At 64.2% G+C, this 23,724-nt stretch carries 23 protein-coding genes and 1 tRNA gene; 12 read left to right on the top strand and 12 right to left on the bottom strand.

Going from position 1 to position 23,724, the window contains the following annotated elements; translation table 11 throughout:
* Positions 1-147: 147 nt before the first annotated feature.
* The 3 genes from JWJ88_RS01630 to JWJ88_RS01640 are packed head-to-tail and all read right to left on the bottom strand — an operon-like array spanning position 148 to position 3,572.
* Positions 148-951, bottom strand: a complete 804-nt coding sequence (locus JWJ88_RS01630; RefSeq protein WP_407673872.1) for an undecaprenyl-diphosphate phosphatase — start codon at positions 949-951, stop codon at positions 148-150.
* Positions 951-1,943: a complex I NDUFA9 subunit family protein gene (locus tag JWJ88_RS01635; RefSeq protein ID WP_205294383.1), complete on the bottom strand. Its 993-nt coding sequence runs from the start codon at positions 1,941-1,943 to the stop codon at positions 951-953. Before JWJ88_RS01635 ends, JWJ88_RS01630 begins: the two co-directional genes overlap by 1 nt.
* 30 nt (positions 1,944-1,973) lie before the next feature.
* Positions 1,974-3,572: a GMC oxidoreductase gene (locus JWJ88_RS01640; RefSeq protein ID WP_205294384.1), complete on the bottom strand. Its 1,599-nt coding sequence runs from the start codon at positions 3,570-3,572 to the stop codon at positions 1,974-1,976.
* 266 nt (positions 3,573-3,838) lie between these two features.
* On the opposite strand from JWJ88_RS01640, the gene JWJ88_RS01645 reads away from it, so the two are divergent.
* Positions 3,839-3,923 (top strand) — tRNA-Leu (locus JWJ88_RS01645).
* Positions 3,924-4,108: 185 nt separating this feature from the next.
* On the top strand, positions 4,109-4,549 hold the full coding sequence (locus JWJ88_RS01650; RefSeq protein WP_205294385.1) for an NUDIX domain-containing protein: 441 nt from the start codon (positions 4,109-4,111) through the stop codon (positions 4,547-4,549).
* A gap of 8 nt (positions 4,550-4,557) precedes the next feature.
* Here the strand turns inward: JWJ88_RS01650 and JWJ88_RS01655 are convergent, their stop codons facing one another.
* Together JWJ88_RS01655 and ilvA are read right to left on the bottom strand one after the other, a co-directional pair.
* A complete protein-coding gene (locus tag JWJ88_RS01655; protein ID WP_205294386.1) occupies positions 4,558-5,829 on the bottom strand; it encodes a PP2C family protein-serine/threonine phosphatase in 1,272 nt (423 codons plus the stop codon).
* Between the two features lie 474 nt (positions 5,830-6,303).
* A complete protein-coding gene (gene ilvA / locus JWJ88_RS01665) occupies positions 6,304-7,545 on the bottom strand; it encodes a threonine ammonia-lyase IlvA (RefSeq protein WP_205295095.1) in 1,242 nt (413 codons plus the stop codon).
* Positions 7,546-7,834: 289 nt separating this feature from the next.
* Here ilvA and JWJ88_RS01670 point away from each other — a divergent pair, with 289 nt between their 5' ends.
* Positions 7,835-9,061 (top strand): argininosuccinate synthase, encoded by a 1,227-nt coding sequence (locus JWJ88_RS01670; protein ID WP_205294387.1) that lies wholly within the window; start codon positions 7,835-7,837, stop codon positions 9,059-9,061.
* Between the two features lie 52 nt (positions 9,062-9,113).
* Positions 9,114-9,647: a molybdopterin adenylyltransferase gene (gene mog / locus JWJ88_RS01675; RefSeq protein WP_205294388.1), complete on the top strand. Its 534-nt coding sequence runs from the start codon at positions 9,114-9,116 to the stop codon at positions 9,645-9,647.
* Here mog and JWJ88_RS01680 read toward each other — a convergent pair.
* From JWJ88_RS01680 to JWJ88_RS01695, 4 genes are all read right to left on the bottom strand, one after another.
* Positions 9,622-10,236, bottom strand: coding sequence for a nucleoside/nucleotide kinase family protein (locus JWJ88_RS01680; protein WP_205294389.1), 615 nt, complete (start codon positions 10,234-10,236; stop codon positions 9,622-9,624). The two genes, mog and JWJ88_RS01680, sit on opposite strands and share 26 nt — an antisense overlap.
* Positions 10,237-10,297: 61 nt before the next feature.
* Positions 10,298-11,080 carry an ATP-binding cassette domain-containing protein gene (locus JWJ88_RS01685; protein WP_205294390.1) on the bottom strand — a complete coding sequence of 261 codons (783 nt, stop codon included), beginning with the start codon at positions 11,078-11,080 and terminating at the stop codon, positions 10,298-10,300.
* A complete protein-coding gene (locus JWJ88_RS01690; RefSeq protein ID WP_205294391.1) occupies positions 11,077-12,150 on the bottom strand; it encodes an ABC transporter permease in 1,074 nt (357 codons plus the stop codon). The genes JWJ88_RS01685 and JWJ88_RS01690 overlap by 4 nt, the downstream gene beginning before the upstream one ends.
* A 92-nt stretch (positions 12,151-12,242) precedes the next feature.
* Positions 12,243-13,262 carry a sugar ABC transporter substrate-binding protein gene (locus JWJ88_RS01695; RefSeq protein WP_205294392.1) on the bottom strand — a complete coding sequence of 340 codons (1,020 nt, stop codon included), beginning with the start codon at positions 13,260-13,262 and terminating at the stop codon, positions 12,243-12,245.
* A gap of 119 nt (positions 13,263-13,381) precedes the next feature.
* Here JWJ88_RS01695 and JWJ88_RS01700 point away from each other — a divergent pair, with 119 nt between their 5' ends.
* Genes JWJ88_RS01700 through JWJ88_RS01710 form a run of 3 tightly spaced genes read left to right on the top strand, consistent with a single transcriptional unit; the run spans position 13,382 to position 15,864 of the window.
* Entirely contained in the window at positions 13,382-14,575 is a 1,194-nt protein-coding gene (locus JWJ88_RS01700) for an ROK family transcriptional regulator (RefSeq protein ID WP_205294393.1), read from the top strand.
* 18 nt (positions 14,576-14,593) lie between these two features.
* Complete coding sequence (locus JWJ88_RS01705; RefSeq protein WP_205294394.1) at positions 14,594-15,520, top strand: DnaJ C-terminal domain-containing protein; 927 nt, start codon at positions 14,594-14,596, stop codon at positions 15,518-15,520.
* Entirely contained in the window at positions 15,517-15,864 is a 348-nt protein-coding gene (locus tag JWJ88_RS01710) for a hypothetical protein (RefSeq protein ID WP_205294395.1), read from the top strand. Before JWJ88_RS01705 ends, JWJ88_RS01710 begins: the two co-directional genes overlap by 4 nt.
* Here JWJ88_RS01710 and JWJ88_RS01715 read toward each other — a convergent pair.
* From JWJ88_RS01715 to ccmI, 3 genes are read right to left on the bottom strand one after another with little or no spacing between them, the layout of a single operon-like run.
* Positions 15,861-16,028, bottom strand: a complete 168-nt coding sequence (locus tag JWJ88_RS01715) for a DUF1289 domain-containing protein (RefSeq protein WP_205294396.1) — start codon at positions 16,026-16,028, stop codon at positions 15,861-15,863. The two genes, JWJ88_RS01710 and JWJ88_RS01715, sit on opposite strands and share 4 nt — an antisense overlap.
* Positions 16,029-16,038: 10 nt before the next feature.
* Positions 16,039-16,506, bottom strand: coding sequence for a Holliday junction resolvase RuvX (gene ruvX, locus JWJ88_RS01720; protein ID WP_205294397.1), 468 nt, complete (start codon positions 16,504-16,506; stop codon positions 16,039-16,041).
* Positions 16,503-17,720 (bottom strand): c-type cytochrome biogenesis protein CcmI, encoded by a 1,218-nt coding sequence (gene ccmI, locus JWJ88_RS01725; RefSeq protein WP_205294398.1) that lies wholly within the window; start codon positions 17,718-17,720, stop codon positions 16,503-16,505. The genes ruvX and ccmI overlap by 4 nt, the downstream gene beginning before the upstream one ends.
* Before the next feature lie 202 nt (positions 17,721-17,922).
* Here ccmI and JWJ88_RS01730 point away from each other — a divergent pair, with 202 nt between their 5' ends.
* The 5 genes from JWJ88_RS01730 (at position 17,923) to JWJ88_RS01750 (ending at position 23,692) form a co-directional block, all read left to right on the top strand.
* On the top strand, positions 17,923-19,197 hold the full coding sequence (locus JWJ88_RS01730; RefSeq protein ID WP_205294399.1) for a sarcosine oxidase subunit beta family protein: 1,275 nt from the start codon (positions 17,923-17,925) through the stop codon (positions 19,195-19,197).
* A 157-nt stretch (positions 19,198-19,354) separates the two neighbouring features.
* Complete coding sequence (locus tag JWJ88_RS01735) at positions 19,355-19,606, top strand: hypothetical protein (RefSeq protein WP_205294400.1); 252 nt, start codon at positions 19,355-19,357, stop codon at positions 19,604-19,606.
* Positions 19,607-19,873: 267 nt separating this feature from the next.
* Positions 19,874-20,254: a sarcosine oxidase subunit delta gene (locus tag JWJ88_RS01740; RefSeq protein WP_205294401.1), complete on the top strand. Its 381-nt coding sequence runs from the start codon at positions 19,874-19,876 to the stop codon at positions 20,252-20,254.
* Positions 20,251-23,181 (top strand): sarcosine oxidase subunit alpha family protein, encoded by a 2,931-nt coding sequence (locus JWJ88_RS01745; RefSeq protein WP_205294402.1) that lies wholly within the window; start codon positions 20,251-20,253, stop codon positions 23,179-23,181. Before JWJ88_RS01740 ends, JWJ88_RS01745 begins: the two co-directional genes overlap by 4 nt.
* Positions 23,174-23,692 carry a sarcosine oxidase subunit gamma gene (locus JWJ88_RS01750; protein WP_205294403.1) on the top strand — a complete coding sequence of 173 codons (519 nt, stop codon included), beginning with the start codon at positions 23,174-23,176 and terminating at the stop codon, positions 23,690-23,692. Before JWJ88_RS01745 ends, JWJ88_RS01750 begins: the two co-directional genes overlap by 8 nt.
* Positions 23,693-23,724 lie beyond the last annotated feature (32 nt).

Below are 23,724 nucleotides of genomic sequence, written 5' to 3' on the forward strand. Positions count from 1 at the left end.
TGCGCGTCCTTCGATGACGAGGGTGTTCATCGCCTGATAAATCAGGCCGTCATCAAATAAAAGTCAGCTACACTTACCTAATTAACGATTTTTCCGTCTCGCCTTTATTTTTTCATGCTGCGGATGCGGAAAATAGGTCAACTTGGTTTACCAACCTGCCTGCAAAGCCAGCAGAACCACGGCGCCGACAACGATTCGCCACCAAGCGAAGAAGCCATAGCCATAGGTCGAGACATAATTCAGCAGCCCTCGCACCACGACGACAGCGGCCAGAAAGGCGCAGACAAACCCTACGATGATGTTCCCGGTCGCCGCCGAATCCAGAATGTCGCGGTTCTTGTAGAGGTCAAAGACGAAAGCACCCAGCATCGTCGGCATCGACAGGAAAAAGCTGAATTCCGCGGCAGAACGCTTGTCCGCGCCCAGAAGCAGGGCACCGACGATGGTGGCGCCCGAGCGCGAGACCCCCGGAATCATTGCCAGACATTGGATGAAGCCGATCTTGACGGCCATCGGCAGCGGGAAATCCTCGGCCGAGAAATAGCGCGGCCGGTTTGCCATCCGATCCACGAACAGCAACACCACACCGCCGACGATCAGCATCACGGCGATCAGAGCAGGGGTTTCGAACAGGACTTCCTTGATGATCCGATGCGCCAGCACCCCGATCACCACGGCAGGCAGAAAGGCCAGCAGCACCGCCAGGATAAAGCGCCGCGCGTGCGGATCATGCGGTGCCGTGGAAAAAATCCGCCACAACCGCCCGGCATAGACGCCCAGGATGGCCAAGATCGCCCCAAGCTGGATCAACACCTCAAAGGCACGGCCCGGCGATTCGAAACCCAGGAAATGCCCTGCCAACAGCACATGGCCGGTTGAAGACACGGGAATGAACTCGGTCAGCCCCTCAAGCAGACCAAGGGCGGCGGCAACGATGGTGTTGTAGTCCATCAGCTATCGCGCATGTTCTTCGCCGAGGCGGTGATCGCCTCATATTGGCCTGCCGACCGAAAGCGCCACAGGTATTCCCCGATGATGGCAGAGGCGGCCGTCGGTTCAATGCCCAGATCGGCAAAAGTCTTGACCTGACCGGAAACCCGGTTCGGCGCGGCCAGCAGGCGCACCTGATCCCGGGTCAGGATGCGGTTGGTCAAAAGCCCGCCGGAAACGGTCTGCACCATATCCAGCGCGAACCCCATCACCCCGGCCAGCCAGCGCGGCAGGCCGATGATGGCGCGGCGGCGGTCGATGGCGGTCAGCACCTGCTGCGCCGCCTCGCGCATGGTCACGACATCGGGGCCGCCGAGTTCGTAAATGCCCGGCTCGGCATCGCCGGCAGCCGCCATGGCTGCCGCAAGTGCCGCATCTGCGACATAGACCGGCTGCATCTGCGTCTTGGCGCCCGGAACGAACAGGATCGGCCCCAGCCGCGTCATCGCGGCGATACGGTTATAGAAATGGTCGTCCGACCCAAACAGGACGGATGGCCGCAGGATCACCGCATCAGGGCGATGGCTCAGCACGGCGGTTTCGCCCCGGCCCTTCGAGGCAGCATAGCTGCTGGTCGAGTCAGGATTCGCGCCCAGGGCCGAGACATGCACGAAACGCTTTACGCCCTGTTCCGCTGCGATGCGGGCGATGCGGGCGGCAGCCTCTTCGTGAATGGCGTCGAAGGTGTTCTTGCCCTCGCGCACCATGATTCCCACGCAGTTGATGACGGCATCGGCATCGGCCATGCAGGCGGTTACGGACAGATCGTCACGGACGTTGCAAGGGACCGGCTCGACCTGACCGGGTGAGCCATAGGTGCGGACGACGCCGGCTTCGTTCGGACGGCGGACGGCGACCCGGATGCGCCAACCTTCGGCGGCCATGGTCCGGGCGATCTGCCGGCCCAGGAATCCAGACCCGCCATAGATGGTGACAAGCTTGGCTGCGGACATGCGGCGCTCCCTTCGTGCGTGCTTGTCCGTTCAATACCCAAGGCTTTCGCCAGCGGCAAGCCGTGCCCGCTGGCCTGCGACGATTGCGTCCGCGACGCGCAGCGCATTGGCGGCGATGGTCAAGCTGGGATTTACCCCGTTCGAAGTCGGCATGAACGAGGAATCGGCCACGAAGAAATTGCTGATCCCATGCATCCGGCAATCCGGGTCCAGCACGCTGGTCGCCGGATCGGTGCCAAAGCGCAGCGTGCCGCAGGGGTGGGCAAAGTTCAGCTGTGGGGCGGCGCCCATGAACATTGCTCGATGCGGTTGGAACGCTGTGCGCAATGCCTTGCGAAAGGCGGCGCGCCGGCTGCGCAACTCGTCCGAGATATCATAGCTGCACCGCATCCGGTCGGGATCTGCCGGATCGGCCAGGACGCGGTTATGCGCATAGGGCAAATCTTCCAGCACACCGACGAACAGCTTGGCATTGCCCAGCATCCGCGCCGCGATCATGGCGGGAATGCGCAACCCGTGCCGCAGCGGGCGGATACGACGCAGCGCCGACTGATCGAAGCGGCCGTGCAGCGCATGCAATATCTCGCCATATCCAGCGGTCAGGCCCATGGATTGCACCGTGCCGAAACGCTGGCCGTCCATGAAATACAGATCGCGCATGCTGATCGAACGCGAAGCACCGTTTTCGCGCCGACTTTGTCCGGCCCAAATGGCGATGATCTCACTGAGGTGGAACATCAGGTTGCGGCCGACCAGCCCGTTGCGGTTGCCCAACCCGTCAGGCCACGCCTCACTGGCCGAGCGCAGCAGCAGCGAGGGGGAGGCCAGCCCGCCCGCCGCCAGCACATAGGTTCGGGCGCGCAAGGTGAATTCATACCCGTCACGGCGGCAGGTCACGCCCAGGACACGCTGGCCGTCGGCCTCGATCCGGGTAACCGAGCAGCGGTCGATCAGGGCAGCCCGTCCCGTTTCCAGTGCCGGCAACACACCGGCGGTGCGGCCATCCATCTTGCAGCGACGCGTGCAACGCTGGCCAAAGCAGTTTTCGCAGCCGGGGACGAAGCGCGCCGCCATATGCGTGCGATAGGGATGCATCCCTGCGCTTCGCAAAGCCGTCATCAGCGCCGCGTCGGAAGCTGGCAGCGACTGGACCGGCGGCAAGATGCGGGCACCGGCCGGCGCCAGCGGATCGACTTCTCCATTGATGTGGAAATAACGCTCGGCCAGTTCGAACCAAGGCCGCATCTCGTCATAGCCGACGGGCCAGCCGCCCGTGGGGTGGGGATAATCGCTGGACGTATCCAGATCGTGGCGTTCGGGTCGTTCCAGCGTCGCTGCGTAAAAGGCCGAGGTTCCGCCGACGCCGGCGCCGATCATGCCGTCCAATTCGTACCAGGTGCCGTCGAGCTGCGCTTCCAACATGCGTGGCCAGGCGCCATGGGCCATGCGTTCCTCGGGGTCGCGGGTTTCCAACCCAAGCGCGGACAGCGCCGTGTCGCCCAGATCCGGGCCTTTCTCGATATAAAGGACGGACAACCCTGCTTCGGCCAGGCGCCGGCCTGCCGTTCCCCCTCCGATCCCTGTGCCGATTACGATGGCATCCCATTCACGGGTCTTGAGATCGTCCATGGAAAATCCGTTTATCAGAGAACTGGTGACAAATAACTTCTGTAAGGATTTCTAGTCCCGCGTGCTTTGCGGCAGCAACCTGACCGAAAGGACAGGGTATTGCCCATCCGACATGCGCTCCGGTCGGCCTGTCAAGCCGCGGGGGCACGCATGGAAACGGCGATAAGATCGGGTGCGGGAAAAAGATCCGAAGCCGCCGAAGATTTTTGTCGATCCCCCGTTGACACCCCCTGCGGCTGGGCTTAATCACCCGGCTCACGCGACCTGCCCAGGTGGCGGAATTGGTAGACGCGCACGGTTCAGGTCCGTGTGCCGCAAGGCGTGGAGGTTCGAGTCCTCTCCTGGGCACCATAAAACAAAAGCCGCGCAAGCCTTTGGGTTTGCGCGGCTTTTGCATATGGCGGCGCTTTCAGATGGGCAGGTTGATGCGGTCGGCACCGTCGCATGGGTATTTGGTCAACAGAGAAGTTTTGTGGCGTGAAGCGCGGGCCGCCCGGGTTGCAGGCATCCTGTGTCGGGGAAGGTAGGGGAACTGCATGATACCGCGTTTTGGTTTGCCGCCGGAGCGGCGCGCCTATCGTTTGCGGCCGGGGGCCTATGCATTGTTGATTCGCGACGGGGCGGCGCTGCTGACCTTTCAACAAGCCCCAGAACCGGAGTTTCAACTGCCCGGTGGGGGCATCGATCCCGGAGAATCCTCCCTGGCGGCGCTGCATCGCGAGGTTCGTGAGGAAACCGGCTGGAGTATCGGCTCTCCGCGCCGCTTGGGCAGTTACCGGCGCTTTTGCCATATGCCGGAATATGGGTTTTGGGCGGAAAAGCTTTGCACCGTTTGGCTGGCACGTCCGGTGGTCCGGCGCGGAGCGCCTGCCGAACCGGGGCATGAGGCGCATTGGGTGCCTCTGCCGCAGGTCGAACGGTTGCTGCCCGACCCGGGTTCGCGTGCTTTCGTGCGAGCGGCGTTGCGCCGGATTTGAGCTTTGCATCAGCCCCATCGGGCAACGCCTGCCTTTCGCCGCTCGATCAATACGGCCGAGATGTCGTCGTTGCGTTGCCCGCCGGCGTAATGCGCCGCAGACCAGCAGATCGATTCGAGCAGTGCTTCGCCCTGAAGCGTGGCATTGGTGCGCAGGATGGCTTGCAGCCCGTCTTCGCCCAGTGGTTTGCCATGCTCATTTTCGCTTTCTGTCAGGCCGTCAGAACTGATGAACAACCGGTCGCCGGGGCAGATCGTCAGTTTCACCTCGTCATATTCGGCGTCTAGGAACACCCCGACGGGCAAGCCGCCCTGACCGATACGCTGGATCCGGCCATCGGCGCGTTGCAGCATCGGATGGGGATGGCCCGCCTGCACCAGCCGCACCTGCCCGGTCAGGAAATCCAGATCGGCATAAACCATGGTGAAATAGATTTCGGTCCGCAACTCTTCGATCATCAGCGTATTCAGATGGCGCAGGACCCGGGATGGAGAGGGGGCGGCGTAGTGTCCCTGCTCGGTCATGCGTATGGCGATGTTCTGGTCCGCCGCCCCCGACAGCAGCGACGCAAGCCGGGCGCAAAGCAAGGCCGAGGCGACGCCGTGCCCCGCGACGTCCAACGCGAACAGCCCGACGCGACGGGCGTTGATCGGGAAGAAGCCCACCAGATCGCCGCCGATATGGCCGGCCGGGCGCATTAGCAGCGACAGGTCGAAATCGCCATAGCGGCCATGTCGTTCCCGCACCAGCCCTTGCTGAAGGCGCTGCGCCTCGCGCAGGTCGCGTTCAATCGCGGCCTGGGTTTCGCGCAACTGTGTCAGCGTAGTGCTGAGTTGGGCGTTCGCGTTGCGCAGGCTTTCCTCCATGCGCAGAATGCGCTCACTGGCCGAAAGCCGGGCCAGCAGTTCCGCCCCTGAGATCGGTTTGGTCAGGAATTCGTCGGCGCCGGCGCGCAGCCCTTCGGCAACGTCCTTTTTGTCGCTGCGAGAGGTCAGCAGGATGAAATAGCCATAGCGATCGGACTGCATCTCGCGGAAGCGGCGGCAGAACGACAGCCCGCTTTGGCCCGCCATCATCCAGTCGGAAATCACGATGTCCGGTCGCCGCTCTAGACAGAGGCGGGTGGCTTCGTCGCCGTTCGATGCCTCGACCACCTGATAACCGGCGCGGAGCAGTTGCATGCGCAGGGTCCGTCTTTGCGCCCGGCTGTCGTCGACAAGCAGCACCAGCCGCTGGCTGTGCGACATGGAACTTACGGCCTGTGCATCGAGGATCATCATTGCCAAGGTCTAAGTCACAGGCTCTGAACGGCCAGTTAATCCAGACAATTTTCGCGATTAAGACATTAGAGATGAAATATGTGCCATGAGGAGAGCGTAATATCTCCGAGGGCTGTCTATGCTGGATTGCGACCGTATCAATGAACGGCGGGGGGCGGCGCTGCTGAATTCCGGCTGATCCTGATGTTGTTTCTGGACGAGGTTGAAGGCGTCATCATGCGTCTGTTGCGCCGTCACGCGCCGCAAATGGAAACCGACCTGCATTTTCCGAAAAGCTGCGCCTGAAATCTGGGCTTTGCCCATTCCGTCAATCTATGTGCTGCGGGTGGGCGCGCGGCCGCCCCGATAAGGTCGATACACAGCCTTTGTCGATCAGCTATTCCGCCTCGACACAGGCGCTGATCTGCCGGTTGGGCCCGTTGCCGCATCCTTACAGAAAGGCGTGCCGTGTGTAGACCAGCGCAAGAGCTTGGGTCAGATCAGGAATTCGGCCAGCACCGGATCGCGCGTGATATCGCGATAGCCGATTCCCGCCGTTTCCAGCCGTTCGCACAACCGCTCCAGATGCTCGGGGGTGGTGGTTTCGATACCAATCAGGACCGAGCCGAAGTTGCGCGCGGACTTTTTCAGGTATTCGAACCGCGCGATATCGTCCTCGGGGCCCAGCAACTGCAGAAAATCGCGCAACGCGCCGGGTCGCTGCGGCATGCGCAGGATGAAGTAACGCTTCAGACCCGAGAAACGCTGGGCGCGCTCCTTGACCTCGGGCAGGCGCTCAAAATCGAAATTCCCGCCCGAGCAGATGCAGACCACCCGCTTGCCGGTCAGGTCGGGGATGTCGCGCAGCACGTCCACCGCCAGCGCCCCGGCGGGTTCCAGCACGATGCCCTCGATGTTCAGCATCTCCAGCATGGTGGTGCAGATGCGATCCTCGGGCGCGGCATGGACCCGATCGGCACCAAAGCCGCAAAGTGCGCGAAATGGCAGGTCGCCGATTCGCGCCACGGCCGCGCCATCCACGAAATTGTCCACCACGGGCAGCGTCACGGGCGCGCCCGACAGCAGCGCCTCGCGCAGGCTGGTGCCGCCTTCGGGCTCGGCGAATTCGGCTTGGGTGTTGGGTGAAAGTTCGGAAAGCAGCCGGGTGATACCGGCGGCCAGACCGCCGCCGCCGACAGGCAGCACGACGATATCGGGCGCCGCACCGCCCAGTTGGTCAAGCAGTTCCAGCCCGACTGTGGCTTGTCCTTCGATGATATCCGCGTCGTCGAAGGGCGACAGGAAGGTCGCGCCCTGCGCCCGGGCGAACTCCTGCGCCGCCGCCAGCGTCTGGTCGAAATAGTCGCCGGTCAGCACGATCTCGACCGCGCCGTTGCCAAAGATGCGTGTCTTGTCGATCTTTTGTTTCGGCGTGGTGACCGGCATGAAGATGGTGCCGCGGGTGCCGAAATGCCGGCAGGCAAAGGCCATGCCCTGCGCGTGGTTTCCGGCACTGGCGCAGACGAAATGGCCCTGCGATCCGGCGCCGATCTTGCGCATGGCATTGAAGGCGCCACGCAGCTTGTAACTGCGCACCGGCGTCAGATCTTCGCGTTTCAGCCAGATCTCGGCGCCATATTTGGCCGAGAGGTGGTCGTTCTTCTGCAGGGGCGTCGGCTCGAAGAGGTCGCGCAGTGCGATCTCTGCCTGGCGGACAGAGGCGGCAAAGTTTTCCATGTCCCGGCCATGGCGCGAAATGCGTGGATTCGCAAGGGCGTTCGCGCATTCACCGTTGGTCACGGTTATTTCTGCAGCCCTGCATGCCCTGACGTATTTGCCGGATTCTGGGCTGTCGGTGCCGCACGGCCGCTCTGCCCTTTGTCGCAGATAATCGGTCAGCCTGGCTGCGAGGTAAAAGAGCGTTCCTGTTTTCTGTTGCAAATGAAGGCGTGTTATTTCGCCCTTCCCCTTGTTCCAACCAGCGATTGGTCCTATTCCCTGCCGAAATTCCACTGGGGGTTAACGCATGTCCGACGCGCCGAAGAAAGTCGTCCTTGCCTATTCGGGCGGGCTCGACACCTCGATCATCCTGAAATGGCTGCAGACCGAGTATGGTTGCGAGGTCATCACCTTCACCGCCGATCTGGGCCAGGGCGAAGAGCTGGAGCCGGCGCGCCAAAAGGCGGAACTGCTGGGCATCAAGCAGGAAAACATCCACATCGTCGATGTGCGTGAGGAATTCGTTCGCGATTTCGTTTTCCCGATGTTCCGCGCCAATGCGGTTTACGAAGGGCTGTATCTGCTGGGCACCTCGATTGCCCGGCCGCTGATCTCGAAACATCTGGTCGAGATCGCGCATAAGCACGGCGCCGATGCCATCGCCCATGGTGCGACCGGCAAAGGTAACGATCAGGTGCGGTTCGAACTGTCCGCCTATGCGCTCGACCCTTCTATCCGGGTGATTGCGCCGTGGCGGGAATGGGACCTGACCTCGCGCACCAAGCTGATCGAGTTCGCCGAACAGAACCAGATCCCGATCGCCAAGGACAAGCGTGGCGAGGCGCCGTTCTCGGTCGATGCGAACCTGCTGCACACCTCGTCCGAGGGTAAAGCGCTGGAAAATCCGGCCGAGGAAGCGCCCGATTACGTCTATCAGCGCACGGTGAACCCCGAGGACGCGCCCGATCAGCCCGAATATATCGAGATCAGCTTCGAAAAAGGCGATGCGGTGGCGATCAATGGCCAGGCGCTGTCGCCGGCGACGATCCTGACCGACCTGAACGAATACGGCCGCAAGCACGGTATCGGTCGCCTCGACTTCGTGGAAAACCGCTTTGTCGGCATGAAGTCGCGCGGCATTTACGAAACCCCCGGCGGCACCATCCTGCTGGAGGCGCATCGCGGCATCGAACAGATCACGCTCGACAGCGGCGCGGGGCATCTCAAGGACTCGATCATGCCGCGCTATGCCGAGCTGATCTATAACGGCTTCTGGTATTCGCCCGAACGCGAGATGCTGCAGGCGCTGATCGACAAAAGCCAGGAGCGTGTGACCGGCACGGTGCGGCTCAAGCTCTACAAGGGTTCGGTGAACTGCGTGGGTCGTTGGTCGGATCATTCGCTCTACAGCGAAAAGCACGTCACTTTCGAAGACGATGCCGGCGCCTATGACCAGAAGGACGCGGCGGGCTTCATTCGGCTCAACGCACTGCGGCTGAAGCTGGTCGCGAACCGCAACGCGAAATTCAAGTAAACGAACCGGCCGCGGGCAGCCCCCGCGGCCTTTTTTCAGCCAAGGCACCGCCATGACCCGCCCCGCCCATATCGCCATCGTCACCGTCTCGGACCGCGCTGCCCGTGGCGAATACGAGGATAAGGGTGGTCCGGGGGCCGAGGACTGGCTGCGCGCCACCATCACCTCGCCCATGAACATAACGCGCCGGATCATTCCGGACGGACGCGAAATCGTCGCCGATTGCCTGCGCGACCTTGCGGACAACCAAGGCGCCGACCTGATCCTGATCACCGGCGGCACCGGCCCCGCGCCGCGTGACCTGACGCCCGAGGCCATGGCCGACGCCATCGAAAAGGAACTGCCCGGCTTTGGCGAGGAGATGCGCCGCGCCAGCCTGCGCGAGGTGCCGACCGCGATCTTGTCGCGCCAGACCGCAGGCATCCGTGGTGCGACGCTGATGATCACGCTGCCGGGCAAGCCCTCGGCCATCGCCACCTGCCTTGACGCAGTTTTCGCTGCAGTGCCCTATTGCCTCGACCTGATCGGCGCGGCCTATGTCGAAACCGACCCGACCCGGATCAAGGCGTTCCGGCCGCGGAAATAGACGCCGGCCCAACTGTCAGATCGGCAGGCAGCGAATCGCGCAGCACCAGTTCCGCATTGGCAAGGTCGTTGTCCAGATGCGCTGCTATTTCGGCAGGCTGGCAGCCAAACCCCTGCCAACGCGTGGTCAGGCGCCGCTCCAACTCCTCCATCGCCACATCCAGCATGACCGACAGATCCCACAATCCGGCCAGCTTGTGCCACGGGCGGCGGTCCAGCAGCAGGTAGTTGCCCTCGACCACCACCAACCGGCTCTCGGCCCGAACCCGGCCCGCGCCGGCTATGGCCATGTCCAGCGCCCGGTCGAAAACGGGATAAATCACCTCGCCTCCTGCCTTCAGCCGTTCCACCAGCGCGACGAAACCCTCGGCATCAAAGGTCTCGGGGGCGCCCTTGCGCCCGCGCAGCCCGTCCGGGTCCAACAACCGATTGTCCAGATGGAACCCGTCCATCGGCACCAGCACCGCACCTTTCAGCACGGCGACAAGCTGTGCGGCCAGCGTCGATTTGCCGGAACCGGGTGCGCCGGCAATTGCGACAATCCGCCTTCCGGGTCCCAGCCCTGCAATCCGATCCAGTATTTCTTCCATGCAAAAATATCCCGGGGGGAGTCCGAAGGACGGGGGGCAGCGCCCCCCATTCCCGTGCAGTTCAGGCTGCCGTCGCCGCTTCCTCGGGGACCTTGGCCCCGGTCATGAAGGCCACCGCATCCGACATGGAATAATCGTCGGGCTTGATGACGCACAGCCGCCGGCCCAGACGATGAATATGGATGCGATCCGCCACTTCGAAGACATGCGGCATGTTATGCGAAATCAGGATGATGGGGATGCCGCGCGAGCGGACGTCGCGGATCAGTTCCAGCACGCGACGGCTTTCCTTGACGCCAAGCGCCGCCGTCGGCTCGTCCAGGATCACCACCTTGGAACCGAAGGCAGCGGCCCGCGCCACTGCGACGCCCTGACGCTGTCCGCCGGAAAGCGTCTCGATCGTCTGGTTGATGTTCTGGATCGTCATCAGCCCCAACTCGGTCAGTTTCTCACGGGCGAATTTCTCCATTGCCGGGCGATCGAGCTTGCGGAACCATTTGCCCATGATGCCGGGTTTGCGCAATTCGCGCCCCATGAACATGTTGTCTGCGATGGAAAGCGCGGGCGACATGGCCAAGGTCTGATAGACGCATTCGATGCCGTGGCTGCGCGCATCCAGCGGACTTGCGAACCGCACGGGCCGGCCCTCCAGCGTGATCTGCCCGTCGTCGGGCTGGATCGCACCCGACAGTGCCTTGATCAGCGACGATTTTCCGGCACCGTTGTCGCCGATGACGGCCAGAATCTCGCCCGGCATCAGGTCGAAGTCGCATTGATCCAGCGCCGTCACCCTGCCGTATCGCTTGACCAGACCATGCGCCTTCAAAAGTGGTTCCTGTGTCATGCCGATGCCTTTCTGATCCACTGATCCACTGCGACGGCAAGGATGATGAGCAACCCAATCAGGAAAAAGGTCCATTGCGGATCGGTTCCGACCATCTTTAGCCCCATCTCGAACACGCCGACGATCAGCGCGCCAAAGAACATGCCGACGATTGAGCCGCGTCCGCCGAAAAGCGAAATCCCCCCGATCACCACCGCGGTGATGGACTGGATATTGCCCAGTTGCCCGGTCGAGGCCGAGGGCGAGACCGAGCCGAAGCGGCCGATCATCACCCAGCCCGCCACAGCGCAAAACAGACCCGCCAGAGTATAGACCTGGATCAGAACGCGGCGGGTGCGCACTCCGGCCAGTTCTGCGGCCTCGGGGTCGTCGCCCACGGCATAGACATGGCGGCCCCAGGCGGTATGGCGCAGGACATAGGCAAGGGCCGCGACCAACGCGACCATCAGGAACACGGCATATAGGATTTTTACCCCGAAGGGCTGGATCGAATAACCCCAGAATTGCAGGGCGGGGGCGTGCTGCGCGATTTCCGACGAGCGGATCGTTTCGTTTGCGGAATAGATATAGTTCGCGGCCAGGATAATTTGCCACGTGCCCAGCGTGACGATAAAGGGCGGCAGCTTGATACGGGCCACCAGCCAGCCATTGGCAAAGCCCATGGCCGCCCCCGCTGTCAGCCCCAAGGCGATGGCAAGAGGCGCCGGGATGCCATAGCGAAAGGTGAACTGCCCCATCAGCACCGAGGAAAACACCGCGATTGCGCCGACCGAAAGGTCGATCCCCGCGGTCAGCACCACCAGCGACTGGGCGCAGCCCAGAATGCCGACGATGGCGATCTGTTGCAGGATGGTGGACAGCGTCACCGCCTTGAAGAAATTCGGCGACAGCAGGCCGAAGGTGATGACGGCGGCAACCAGCACGATCATCGGCACCGCCGAGGGCGTCATGTGCAACCATTGCTGCAGCCGTTTCAGGGCGGTTTTCTGTTCCTGGAACTCGGCAACCTTGTCAGAGGCGCCCTGCAGGCCCTCTTCATAGCTGGCGGCCGTCTTGGTGTCGGATGACATGGACCGGCTTTCCCCTTTCGCAAGGCACCGCAGGCAGCACCCTTGCCTTAAAGTCAGGGCGAGGCACTCCCCGCCCTGCGATCACTTGGGGTTCAGCCCCAGCAAAGCTCGCCGCCTTTGGCGCTGTCGATGGATTCAACGCCCTCGGCCGGCTTGTCGGTAACCAGTTGGACACCGGTATCGACAAAATCCTTGCCCTCGGTCGGGGCGGGCTTGGTGCCATCCTTGGCGAAGGCGGCGACGGCCTCGATGCCCCGCGCCGCCATGTCCAGCGGATATTGCTGCGACGTGGCGCCGATCGCGCCTTCCTTGACGTTCTGAACGCCGGGGCAGCCGCCGTCGACCGAGACGATCAGCACGTCATTCTCGCGTCCGACGGCCTTCAGCGCCTCATAGGCGCCGGCGGCGGCCGGTTCGTTGATCGTATAGACCAGATTGATATCGGGATCCTTGGCCAGCAACGTCTCCATCGCCTTCAGCCCGCCCTCTTCGTTGCCCGAGGTAACCTCATGCCCGACGATGCGCGGATCGGTTTCGTCACCCCATTTCGCCGGGTCGCCCAGTTCGATGCCGAAACCTTGCAGGAAACCCTGATCGCGCAGAACATCGACCGAGGGTTGCGAGATGCCAAGGTCGAGCATGGCGATCTTGGCGCTTTCCGCGCCATCGCCCATGGTGGCCTTGGCCCATTGCCCGATCAGTTCGCCGGCCTTGAAATTGTCGGTGGCAAAGGTCGCATCCGCCGCGTCGATCGGGTCCAAAGGCGTATCCAGCGCGATGACCAGCAGACCCGCGTCCCGCGCAGCCTGAACGGAATCGACGATGGCCTTGGTGTCCGAGGCGGTGATCAGGATACCCTTGGCCCCGTCGGCGATGCAGGCCTCGATGGCGGAAACCTGGCTTTCGTGGTCGCCGTCGATGCGTCCGGCATAGGATTTCAGCTCGATCCCCAATTCGGCGGCCTTGGCCTGCGCGCCCTCTTTCATCTTCACGAAGAAGGGGTTGGTGTCAGTCTTGGTGATCAGGCAGGCGCTGTCGGCCTGTGCCACGCCGGCAATCAGGGTCAGGGCCGTGCCCGCCAGCGCCGCGCGCAGCAGTTTGGTCGTGGTCATGATGTTGTTCCTCCTCTGGGCGGGTTTAGCCGCCGCCTCCCGTCGAAAGGCTGCCGAAGAAACGAGGGCTTGTCAATAAATCAATCTCGTTGATTTATGTGGCGTAGAGAGGAATCACCATGCCCAGCACCACGCCGACCGAACCGACACAGCACGGCGGCCTCAGCCAGAATGAGCGCAAGATCCTGTGGCTGATTCGCCGCCACGGGCCGATGCCCCGGGCCGAGCTGGCCCAGGCCACGGGGCTGTCGGCGCAGGCCGTCACCAACATCACCCGTGAGTTGATCGCTGCCGGCCTGCTGGATGCCGAGGGCGAGCGCAAGCGGGGCAAGGTCGGCCAGCCGCTTCGCCCGCTTGCCTTGGCGCCCGAGGGGGCGCTGTTTCTGGGTCTCAAGGTCGGGCGGCGGGTGGCCGAGCTGGTGCTGGTCGATTTCGCCGGTCAAACCCGGCAGATCCTCGTGCTGCCCCATGCCTATCCGCATCCTGACGCGATCCGCGATTTTGCTGCCTCTGGCACCGCGCGAATCCTGTCGGGGTTGACGCAGGTGCAGCGCGGGCGGCTGTCTGGCATGGGCATTGCCAGTCCCTTTTACCTGTGGGATTGGGCGCCAGAGATGCAGCCGTGGCGTGGTCGCGACCTGCGCGCGGAACTGGCCGAGTCGCTGGACATGCCGGTCTGGTTGGAGAACGACGGCTCATGCGCATGCGGGGCCGAGATGATGTTCGGCACAGAGGATCTGCCCCGCGATTTCCTGTATTTCTATATCGCGCATTTCGCCGGCGGGGGTGTGGTGCTGGATGGCCGCCTGCGGCTGGGTCCGTCGCGCAATGCCGGGGCGATGGGTTCATATCCGGTGCCGGGCGGGCGACAGGTGCTGGATGTGGCCTCGGTTTCGGTGCTGGAGATGGCGCTGGCGCGCGAGCTGCCGCTAAATGACGCGGAGTGGGACTTGGCGCCTGCCATCGTCCGGGAATGGCTGGACGAATCGGCGCGAGTGCTGTCCCATGCGGCCTTGGGAGCGGTGGCTGCCCTGGACCTGCCGCTGGTGGTGATCGACGGCGCCATGCCGGCCGGGTTGCGCGGCGCGTTGGTGCGGGCGACCGCGGCCAGTCTGGCTGGAATGCGCCATCACGGCATCACCTTGCCCGAGGTGCGCGCCGGAACCCTTGGCCGCCGCGCCCGCACGCTGGGGGCCGCTGCATTGCCGCTGGGCGCGGGCTTCATGCCGGGCGGCAGCTTCTCGGCCCCGCGGCCGGGCCGGAATGGGCATGAAACCCAGGGTGCGCCGGTGCGTTCCCCTGACGACAGGTGAAGAAAGGAAAACGCGGCCATGGCCGACGATCCATACAAGGCGCTGGGGCTGAACAAGAACGCCAGTCAGGATGAAATCAAGAAAGCCTATCGCCGGATCGCCAAGACCGACCACCCGGACCTGACCCCGGACCCCGCTGCGCATGAGCGTTTCAAGGCCGCGTCATCGGCTTATGATCTGCTGAAGGACCCCGAGCAGCGCGCCCGCTTCGACCGCGGAGAGATCGACGCATCGGGACAAGAGCGGCCGCAGAGGCACTATTACCGCGAATATGCCGAATCGGGCGACAATCCTTATCGCCAGCCCCACGGTTTCGACGATTTCTCGGACGTGTTCTCGGATCTGTTCGGGCGTGGCGGTGCTGGTGCTGGTGCTGCTGGCGGCGCGCGGCGCGGCGGGGCGCGCAGCTTTGACATGCGCGGCCCGGACCAGCAGTTCACGTTGGAGATCGATTTCATGACCGCGGCGCGCGGCGGCTCGACCCGGATCACCATGCCCGACGGCAGTGTGCTGGAGGTCAAGATCCCCGAGGGCGCGCATGACGGACAGGTGGTCCGGTTGCGCGGCAAGGGCGGTCCGGGGCTGGGCGAGGGCGGGCCGGGTGATGCGCTGCTGACGCTGATCGTGGCCGAAGACCCCGACTGGCTCCGCGATGGCAACGACGTGGAAACCACGCTGCCCATCACCATCGACGAGGCCGTGCTGGGCGGCAAGGTCGAGGCATTGACCATCGACGGCCCTGTCATGCTGACCATCCCCCGCGGCGCAAGTTCCGGCCAGAAGCTGCGGTTGAAGGGTCGCGGCATCCGGGGCGCAGATGGGCGGCGCGGCGACCAGCATGTCGTCCTCAGGATCGTCATGCCGTCCAGAGTCGACGATGATCTGGCGCATTTCATGGAGGAATGGCGCCGCAACCATGCCTATGATCCAAGGAGGGGAAAATGACCCAGCGCCATTACACCCTGACCGAGACGCTGGAAGCCGTCAGCGAAATGACGCCCGAGCAGTTGGAACGCTATATCCGCGCCGGCGTGGTGGTGCCGGTGCAATCCGAACAGGGTCCACTGTTTCGTGAAATCGACCTGGCGCGGCTGAATCTGGTGGTGGATCTGGCCGAGGGCTATCACCTTGACGAAGAGGCGCTGGGTTTGGTGCTGTCGCTGGTGGATCAGTTGCATGGGCTGCGCGGCGACATGCGGGCGATCCTGGACGCCGTGGCGCGCGAGCCGGTCGAGACGCGGGTGCGGCTTAAGACCGCGATCCGCGAAGTGCGGGTGGTGACGCGCTAATCCGCCACCTGACGTTGGGGCAGTTGGGCCATGATCGCCCGCCGCTCGGCTTCGGTCATGCGGCCCCAGCGGGTGATTTCGTCAATGCTGCGCAGGCAGCCGGTGCAAAGCCGGCTGGCAGGGTCGATCCGGCAGATATTGATGCAGGGGCTTGAGGGCTTCATTCCCCGGCCCCTATCCCAGGAAGCGCAGCCGGTCCAGCGCACCTTGCAGGATATAACCTGCCGCCACTTGGTCGATCACTTCGGCGCGGCGCTTGCGCGAGGTGTCGGCCTCAAGCAGCGCGCGTTCGGCGGCGACGGTCGAAAGCCGCTCGTCCCAAAAGGTGATCGGCAGCGGCGTCAGCCGTTCCAGATTGCGGGCAAAGGCGCGGGTTGATTGGGCGCGCGGACCCTCGCTGCCGTCCATGTTGCGCGGCAGGCCCAGCACCAGCCCGACCAACGCGCGGTCTTGCACGATTTTCAGCAGCGCCTGCGCGTCGGCGGTGAATTTCGTGCGCCGGATCACGGTCAGCGGCGAAGCGACGCTGCGCAGCCCGTCACTGACCGCAACGCCGATGGTCTTGGTGCCCAGATCCAGCCCGGCGACAGCACCGGCACGGGGCAGGGCCGCGACGAAGGACTCGATGTTCTCGCAGATCATTCCAGCCCGGCCTGTTGGGCCGCAGCCTCGATTAGTTCCAGAGCTGCGGGATCGCTGGCAAAAACCTTGCGCGCTTCGCCAAGCACATCGGCGGCGTGGTCCTTTTGCCCGATCATCGGCAGGGAGGAAATCAGCCGGGCCCATTCCTCGGGGGTGCCGCCCTGATTGGCCAGCCGGGTTTCCAGCCCCTTGACCATGCCCTCGATCATCTGCTCGCGCTCCTCGGGGGTCATGTCTGCGGCGGCAGACATGGTATCCGCATCCGGGCCGGGCAGCGCGGCGGCGGATTCGGGCGGCGTATAGTCAGGGTGGCCGGCGAACCAGGCCAGATCCCCGATCGAGCCGCGGATCGCCGCGATCCAGGGCGCGCTTTCCGGCCCTTCGGCCAGCAACCCGGCCCAGATCGGAAAGGCGCGGTCAGGGCGTCCGTTCTGCAGATGCAAAAGCCCCACCATGAAACGTGCCTGCGGATTTCGGGCATCGCGAGCCAAGGCACGCGCCACTGCATCCTCGCCTTCGCTGGTGATGATGCCGCCCGCTGCTTCGATGGTCAGCCCGGCCAGCCGTGCCAGTTCATCAGCGCTGACGTCGTCGCCGCGCAGCGCGACCAGCCGACGCTGCGCGTCCTTGGCAGCGATCACATTTCCCAGCCGCTCTTCGTGCTCGGCCAGAAGCTCTAGTCCGCGCGGGTCGTTGGGGTTCTTTTTCACCGCCTCGCGCAGGCGTTCGATCAGCGCGGCATAGTCCGCGTCGGCCTCGGGTCGGGGGCGTTGGGGGGCGTCGGCCTCGGCCTCGGCCTGGCTGGGACGGCTGTCGTACAACTCCTGCGCCTGCGCGATGCGCTGCGCGATGGGGGCATCGGGACGTTCGGGCTGCCCGATGCGCTGATAGATCAGGAAGGCGCCGCCCAGCAGCACGGCCAGCACGGCCAGCGCCGCCCAGCCGCCCGTGGCCCGCAGGGTGCTGCCCGAGCGTTCCAGCGCACGGTCGGCGGCCAGCACCTTGCGCCCGATCTCGACCCGCAGGCGTTCGGCATCCGCCAGGTCGATCACGCCGCGCTCCAGATCGCGTTCGACCTCGCGCAACTGGTCGCGATAAACTCGCAGGTCATAGGCGGCGGTGGGCTCGGCCCCCGGGCCCTGCCGACGCAAAAGCGGCGCGGCGATGGCCATGGCCACCACCCCTGTCAGCGCGGCGCAGACGATCCAGAACATCGGCTTCCTCTCATTGGCTGGTCTGGTGATAGCGGTTTTCGGCAGGGCGAGAAAGTCAAAGCCCTGCGACAAAACGCAAGGTGCATTTGGGACATCTGCGCCGGGGTCTGACGCAATTCGACAATCAGCCCGTCGCAACCCGGCTTGCCCGGAAATCGTGCTGACTTCACTCTGCATGAACCCGAGTCGAATGAGGTTCCCAATGCCCGCAGCCCCCGCAAGTTCCAGCACCGGCCGCTATTCGGTCTTTGCCATCGCGCGAGAGGCGCTGCGCCTGCACACCGGCTGGAAGCGCGCCTGGGCCAGTCCCGAACCGAAAAAGAAATATCAGGTCATCATCGTCGGCGCCGGCGGGCACGGTCTGGCGACGGCCTATTACCTGGGCAGGAATTTCGGCATCACCGATGTCGCGGTGATTGAAAAGGGTTGGCTGGGTGGCGGCAATACCGGCCGCAATACTACCATCATCCGCTCGAACTATTTGCAGGACCCCTCGGCGGCGATCTATGACAAAGCGCTGAAACTTTACGAAAACCTGTCGCAGGACCTGAACTATAACGTCATGTTCAGCCCGCGCGGCCTGTTGATGCTTGCGCAGACCGAACATGAAGTGCGCGGCTATAAGCGCACCGCTTATGCCAATCAGTTGCAGGGCGTCGCGACCGACTGGATCAGCCCCAAACGCATCAAGGACATGCTGCCGATCATCAATATCGACGGGCCGCGCTATCCGGTGCTTGGCGGGCTTTATCAGGAACGCGGCGGCACGGCGCGGCACGACGCCGTGGCCTGGGGCTATGCCCGCGCCTGTTCCGCCATGGGCATGCACATCATCCAGAACTGCGAAGTGACCGGGATCGAGACGCAGGGCGGCCAGGTCGTCGCGGTGAATACCGGCAAGGGCCGGATCGAATGCGACAAACTGGCGTTGGTCGCCGCCGGCCACAGCTCGGTTCTGGCCCATATGGCGGGGTTCCGTCTGCCCATCGAATCACTTGCGCTTCAGGCGCTGGTCAGCGAACCGATCAAGCCGTGCTGCGATCTGGTCATCATGGCCAACACGGTCCACGGCTATCTGTCGCAATCCGACAAGGGCGAGATGGTGATCGGCGGCGGCACCGACGGCTTCAATAACTATACCCAGCGCGGCTCGTGGCACCATGTCGAGGAAACCGTGCGCGCGTTGATCGAGACCTTTCCGATGCTGTCGCGGCTGAAGATGCTGCGGCAATGGGGCGGCATCGTGGACATGACCGGCGACCGCTCGCCCATCCTGTCCGCCACGCCTGTCGGCAATATCTTTGTCAACTGCGGCTGGGGCACGGGCGGCTTCAAGGCGATTCCGGGGTCGGGCTGGGCCATGGCCGAACTGGTGGCCAAGGGTCAGCCCGGGCCCCTTGCTGCCGATTTCGGGCTGAGCCGGTTCGCCGAGGGCCGCTTTATCGACGAAAGTGTCGCAGCCGGGGTGGCGCATTGATGCGTGATGGGGGCGCGATCATGCCGGTTTGCGGAAATCTTGAGCCGATTTTTGCCTGTTTCCCCGAGGTTGTGAAAAATTCCGTGCAAGTTGCGGGAAACTCTTTCCTGTCTTGTGAATTGTTAAGTTACGTCCCCATGACCAAGGAGTTTTCTTTATGGCCGAACAGAACAAGAGCAACCTATGGCTCATCGTCGGTGTTGTCGTTGTCGTGCTGGTTGTCATCTATTGGTTCGTGTCCTCGGGCACCGAGCCGGCTGCGACCGAACCGGCAACCGCGCCGGTCGTCTCGTCCGAACCCGCGCCGATGGATGACGGTGCCGTCTCGGTCGAGCCGCCGGTGGATGCAGCTCCGGTTGATCCCGCTGCTCCCGCTCCGGCCGAGCCTGAGGCGCCTGCCGCCAACTAAGGCGCTTGTTCCGGCGCCCTCGGGCGTCCTTTCTTCCCAAAGCCGGGGGGCGGTTCGCCCCTCGGTGTTTTGGCGTATCATGGGGGCTGACTGCCGCCCCGATCCACTGCACCTTTCCAGCACAGCTCTGGCAGCCCTTGCCATCCGCGCCAGCCATCAGGGCCGCGCGCGCCTGACCCCGTTACAGTTTTCCATCGACTTTGCGCGCGTGCGGCCGACCTGCCGGACGTCGGATCGCCTGCGCAACTTGCCGCCAAGGAGTAATCCATGCTGACCCTGACCTGTCCCTATTGCGGCATTGCCGCCGAGGAAACCGAGTTGCAGCCCGGCGGCGAGGCACATTTGAAGCGTTTCGGCCCCGGCTCGTCCGATAGCGAATTCGAGGGCTATCTGTTCGCCCGCAAGAACCCCAAGGGCGTGCATTTCGAACGCTGGCGCCATGCCTATGGCTGCGGAAAGTGGTTCCTGGCCGCGCGCGATACTGCGACATTGCAGGTCTTTGGCACCTACAGCGCCCAGACCCCGCATCCCACGCCCGAGATCGTTGCCGCCATACAGGCGCAGCGCCCGGACTGGGAACCCGACTGGCTGGCCGCGCCGGCCAACACGAATTCCGCTGACACCTCCGCCGAAAGCCCGAACGCATGACCGACACCGGACCTTTCCGCCTGCCGCGCGGCGGCCGCCTGATCGACCGCGCCTATCCGTTGCCCTTCCGTTTCGACGGACGCCAGATGCGCGGCGTTGCGGGCGATACGCTTGCCTCGGCCCTGTTGGCGAATGGCCAGTTGATGATGGGCCGCAGCTTCAAATACCACCGTCCGCGCGGCCCGCTGGCCTCGGGTGTCGAGGAACCCAACGCGCTTTTGGGTCTGGGGCAGGGGGGCAGATTCGAGCCTAACCAACGCGCCACCACCACACCGCTGGTCGGCGGCATGGTCACGACCAGCCAGAACGCGTGGCCCAGCCTCAACGCCGATATCGGTGCGGTGAACAACTGGCTTTATCGCTTTTTTCCGGCGGGCTTTTATTACAAGACCTTCATGCGCCCGCGCGCGTTCTGGAAACATGTGTTCGAGCCGATCATCCGCCGCTCGGCCGGGTTGGGCAAGGCGCCGACCCAAGCCGACCCTGACAAATATGAACAAGCCTATGCCCATGTCGATGTCGTGGTCGTGGGCGGCGGTATCGCCGGACTGACGGCAGCGCGCGACGCGGGCCGTGACGGCAGATCGGTCTGGCTGATCGAGCAAACCCCGCATTTCGGCGGCCGCACGCCCACTGACCATGCTGACGGACAGTCCCGCGTCGATGCGCTGCTGGCCGAACTGCGGGCGCTGCCCAACGTGACCCTGCGCCGCTCGACCATGGCGACCGGGCTTTACGATCACGGCTATCTGCTGGCGCGGGAATCGCTGGCCGATCACGACCCGAACGCGGGTATTCCCCGCCAGCGGCTGTGGCGTATCCGGGCGGGCCATGTGGTCGTGGCCTCGGGCGCGCTGGAACGTCCGCTCAGCTTTGCCGGCAATGACGTGCCCGGCGTGATGCTGGCCTCTGCCGTGCGCGATTACGTCAGCGATTACGGTGTCGCGCCGGGACGCCGGTTCGTGGTCGTCACCAATAACGACGATGCCTATCGCACCGCGCTCGTCGCGCTGGATGCGGGACTGGAGGTCGTGGCGGTGATCGACGCGCGCAGCACAGCCGCAGGGGCGCTGCCCGAGGCGGTGCGCGCGCGGGGCGTGCGGGTCCTGACCGGCAGCGCCATCGCCGGCATCAAGGGCAGCCATCGCGTCGAGGCAGTCAAGGTCTGCGCCCATTCCGGCTCTGGTCAGGTTACCGAGACTGTAGAGGCCGATTGCGTCGCCATGTCCGGCGGCTGGTCTCCGGTGGTGCATTTGTGGAGCCATTGCGGCGGCAAGCTGAACTGGTCCGACACGCAATCGATGTTCGCCCCTGACCCGAACCGCCCGCCGACCGGCGCAGATGGCAAGGCGATGGCCAGTTGCGCCGGTGCGGCAGCGGGCGATCTGCTGGTCCCCGAACTGACCGGTGCGCAGGCGGAATCGGCGACCATGCCGGTCTGGGTCATGCCGACCCACGCCACGCGCAAGATGAAGTTCAAGATGTGGCTGGATTATCAGAACGACGTGAAAGTCTCGGATGTCGAGCTGGCTGCGCAGGAAGGTTATCACAGCGTCGAACATACCAAACGCTACACCACGCTGGGCATGGCGACCGATCAGGGCAAGGTCAGCAACATCAATGGGCTTGCCGTGCTGTCCAATGCGCTGAACCAGCCGATCCCGGCCACGGGCACGACCACCTTCCGCCCGCCCTATACGCCGCTGACCCTTGGCACCATCGCCGCCGAGGCCCGGGGTGAACTGTTCCAGCCGTTGCGCAAGACCCCGATGCATGGCTGGCATGAACGCCGCGGCGCGCATTGGGAGCCGGTGGGCCATTGGCGCCGCCCCTATTGCTATCCGAAAGGCGGGGAAAGCCATGGTGACGCCGTGGCACGCGAAATCCGCGCGGTGCGGGATTCTGTCGGGACGCTGGATGCCTCGACGCTGGGCAAGATCATCGTCAAGGGGCCGGATGCGGGCAGGTTCCTCGACATGATGTATACCGGCATGATGTCCTCGCTGCCGGTCGGCAAATGCCGCTATGGCCTGATCTGCAGCGAAAACGGCTTTCTCATCGACGACGGGGTCGCCGCGCGCCTGTCCGAGGACACCTGGCTGGTCCATACCACCACCGGCGGCGCCGAGCGCATGCACGGCCATTTCGAGGATTGGCTGCAATGCGAATGGTGGGACTGGAAGGTCTGGACCGCCAACGTGACCGAGCAATGGGCGCAGGTCGCCGTGGTCGGCCCCAAGGCCCGCGTTCTGCTGGAACGGCTGGGCGGTATGGATCTGTCGCCCGAGGCGCTGCCCTTCATGGGCTGGGCCGAGGGCCAGATCGCCGGCATTCCCGCCCGCGTCTATCGCATCAGCTTTTCGGGCGAGCTTTCCTTTGAGGTGGCAGTGCCTGCCAGCCGCGGTCTTGAGCTATGGGAAAAGCTGCACGAGGCGGGCCGCGACCTGAACGTCACCCCCTATGGAACCGAGGCCATGCACGTCATGCGCGCCGAAAAGGGCTTTATCATGATCGGGGACGAAACCGACGGCACGGTGATCCCGCAGGATCTGGGCATGAGCTGGGCGATCAGCAAGAAAAAGCCCGACTATATCGGCAAGCGCGCGCAGGAGCGCAGCTTCATGACCAGTCCCGACCGCTGGAAGCTGGTGGGTCTGGAAAGCCTTGATGGCCGGGTGCTGCCCGACGGCGCCTATGCGGTCGAGGACGGTGCGAACGGCAACGGCCAGCGCAATACGCAGGGCCGCGTGACCTCGACCTATATGTCGCCCACGCTGAACAGGCCCATCGCCATGGGGCTGGTGCGGCACGGTCCCGAGCGTATGGGCGAGGTGCTGGAATTCCCGGTCGCGGGTCAGGAAAGCTACAAGGCGCGGATCGTCGATCCGGTCTTTTACGACAAGGAAGGGAGCCGGGCGAATGGCTGAGGCGCTGGCAAATATCTTGCAGGTGCAGGACTGGGGCATGATCCAGATCCGTGCCGACCTGACACGCGCGGGCGATGCCATCGCCGGGGCGGCGGGGCTTGCGCTGCCTGCGCAGGGCCGCATCACCTCTGATGGCAATCGCAGTCTTGGCTGGATGTCCCCGGATGAGCTGTTGCTGGTCCTGCCGCAAGCTGAGGTGGCCGAGGCGCTCGCCGCCCTGTCCGATGCGCTTTCCACCGAACATGCGCTGGTGCTGGATGTCAGCGACATGCGCGCAGCGTTCCGCATTCAGGGGCCCAAGGCGCTGCAAGTGCTGATGAAGCTATGCCCCGCCGATCTGGCTGCGATGCCCGAGGACGGGCTGCGCCGCACCCGCGCCGCGCAGGCGGCCTGCGGCATCTGGCGCGAGCCGGGCGGTTACGTGCTGATCGGGTTCCGCTCGGTCGCCGACTATCTGCGCGGCATTCTGACGGGGGCGGCGGCGCCGGGAACGCATCTCGAACCGCGCTAGGGCTTGTGGTGGCGGCGGTGCCGCGTATGGAT

The sequence above is a fragment of the Paracoccus methylovorus genome (assembly GCF_016919705.1).
GTDB classification, from domain to species: Bacteria; Pseudomonadota; Alphaproteobacteria; order Rhodobacterales; family Rhodobacteraceae; genus Paracoccus; species Paracoccus methylovorus.

Coding starts and splice junctions, on each gene's coding strand:
- JWJ88_RS01685 (WP_205294390.1), bottom strand. CDS start 11,080: ATGACACAGGAACCACTTTTGAAGGCGCATGGTCTGGTCAAGCGATAC.
- JWJ88_RS01630 (WP_407673872.1), bottom strand. CDS start 951: ATGGACTACAACACCATCGTTGCCGCCGCCCTTGGTCTGCTTGAGGGG.
- JWJ88_RS01700 (WP_205294393.1), top strand. CDS start 13,382: ATGCCCAGCACCACGCCGACCGAACCGACACAGCACGGCGGCCTCAGC.
- JWJ88_RS01670 (WP_205294387.1), top strand. CDS start 7,835: ATGTCCGACGCGCCGAAGAAAGTCGTCCTTGCCTATTCGGGCGGGCTC.
- JWJ88_RS01680 (WP_205294389.1), bottom strand. CDS start 10,236: ATGGAAGAAATACTGGATCGGATTGCAGGGCTGGGACCCGGAAGGCGG.
- JWJ88_RS01690 (WP_205294391.1), bottom strand. CDS start 12,150: ATGTCATCCGACACCAAGACGGCCGCCAGCTATGAAGAGGGCCTGCAG.
- ccmI (WP_205294398.1), bottom strand. CDS start 17,720: ATGTTCTGGATCGTCTGCGCCGCGCTGACAGGGGTGGTGGCCATGGCC.
- JWJ88_RS01730 (WP_205294399.1), top strand. CDS start 17,923: ATGCCCGCAGCCCCCGCAAGTTCCAGCACCGGCCGCTATTCGGTCTTT.
- JWJ88_RS01735 (WP_205294400.1), top strand. CDS start 19,355: ATGGCCGAACAGAACAAGAGCAACCTATGGCTCATCGTCGGTGTTGTC.
- JWJ88_RS01715 (WP_205294396.1), bottom strand. CDS start 16,028: ATGAAGCCCTCAAGCCCCTGCATCAATATCTGCCGGATCGACCCTGCC.
- JWJ88_RS01635 (WP_205294383.1), bottom strand. CDS start 1,943: ATGTCCGCAGCCAAGCTTGTCACCATCTATGGCGGGTCTGGATTCCTG.
- JWJ88_RS01740 (WP_205294401.1), top strand. CDS start 19,874: ATGCTGACCCTGACCTGTCCCTATTGCGGCATTGCCGCCGAGGAAACC.
- JWJ88_RS01710 (WP_205294395.1), top strand. CDS start 15,517: ATGACCCAGCGCCATTACACCCTGACCGAGACGCTGGAAGCCGTCAGC.
- ilvA (WP_205295095.1), bottom strand. CDS start 7,545: ATGGAAAACTTTGCCGCCTCTGTCCGCCAGGCAGAGATCGCACTGCGC.
- JWJ88_RS01705 (WP_205294394.1), top strand. CDS start 14,594: ATGGCCGACGATCCATACAAGGCGCTGGGGCTGAACAAGAACGCCAGT.
- JWJ88_RS01640 (WP_205294384.1), bottom strand. CDS start 3,572: ATGGACGATCTCAAGACCCGTGAATGGGATGCCATCGTAATCGGCACA.
- JWJ88_RS01655 (WP_205294386.1), bottom strand. CDS start 5,829: ATGATGATCCTCGATGCACAGGCCGTAAGTTCCATGTCGCACAGCCAG.
- JWJ88_RS01750 (WP_205294403.1), top strand. CDS start 23,174: ATGGCTGAGGCGCTGGCAAATATCTTGCAGGTGCAGGACTGGGGCATG.
- ruvX (WP_205294397.1), bottom strand. CDS start 16,506: ATGATCTGCGAGAACATCGAGTCCTTCGTCGCGGCCCTGCCCCGTGCC.
- JWJ88_RS01745 (WP_205294402.1), top strand. CDS start 20,251: ATGACCGACACCGGACCTTTCCGCCTGCCGCGCGGCGGCCGCCTGATC.
- JWJ88_RS01650 (WP_205294385.1), top strand. CDS start 4,109: ATGATACCGCGTTTTGGTTTGCCGCCGGAGCGGCGCGCCTATCGTTTG.
- mog (WP_205294388.1), top strand. CDS start 9,114: ATGACCCGCCCCGCCCATATCGCCATCGTCACCGTCTCGGACCGCGCT.
- JWJ88_RS01695 (WP_205294392.1), bottom strand. CDS start 13,262: ATGACCACGACCAAACTGCTGCGCGCGGCGCTGGCGGGCACGGCCCTG.